We start from the raw sequence: 910 nt of genomic DNA on the forward strand, positions 1-910 counted from the left end.
GTTTCGTTGTCCAGTGGTCGTTCGTATTTTGGTGATGGTCAGCATCATGTGTATGAGCGTGGTGTGGGTGATTCGTTGCAGCATTTTTGGTACACCGTTGGTGATTCGGGCTGGGATAAGGCGATTATTCCCGGTTCGTTGACCGCGGAGCCGGCCGCGTATCTGGCCGACGGGCAGCATCACGTGTACGGACGGAACGCTGCCGGCGGGCTTCAGCATTGGTGGTATGACGCGGGCTGGAAGTCGACCGACCTGGGCGGTGCCATCGAGGGCGTCCCGGCCGCCTACTACGCCGCCGGGCAGCATCACGTCTACGCGCGGAGTCCGGGCGGGGCCTTGTGGCATTTCTGGTACGACACCAGCTGGCATTCCGCCAGCCTGGGCGGTTCCATCACGGGCACTCCGACGGCGTACTACGCCAATGGTCAGCACCACATCTACGCGCGGGGCACCGACGGCGCGCTGTGGCATTGGTGGTACGCCGACGGGTGGCATTCCGTCAGCCTGGGCGGTTCCATGACCGACAGCCCTACGGCGTACTACGCCGCCGGCCAGCACCATATTTACGTGCGGAGCCCGGGCGGGGCGCTGTGGCATTTCTGGTACGACACCAGCTGGCATTCCGCCAGCCTGGGCGGTTCCATGACCGACAGCCCAACGGCCTACTACGCCGCCGGCCAGCACCACATCTACGTACGCACTCCCAGTGGCTCGCTGTGGCACTTCTGGTACGCCGACGGCTGGTACTCCGCCGGCCTCGGCGGCTCCATCACCGGCACCCCAACCGCGTACTACGCCGCCAGCCAGAACCACGTCTACGCACGCGGCACCACCGCCACCCTCTGGCACTGGTGGTATACCGACACCTGGAACTCCGCCAACCTCGGCGGCACCCTGTAAACCTCTATTG

At 64.8% G+C, this 910-nt stretch carries 1 protein-coding gene; it reads left to right on the forward strand.

The features are described 5' to 3' along the window. Window positions 1-900: DUF8189 domain-containing protein (locus ACFFHU_RS25070; RefSeq protein ID WP_512699519.1), on the forward strand; the 900-nt coding region annotated here is incomplete at its 5' end. Window positions 901-910: the final 10 nt, after the last annotated feature.

Source organism: Plantactinospora siamensis (assembly GCF_042434095.1).
In the GTDB taxonomy this organism is placed as follows: domain Bacteria; phylum Actinomycetota; class Actinomycetes; order Mycobacteriales; family Micromonosporaceae; genus KBS50.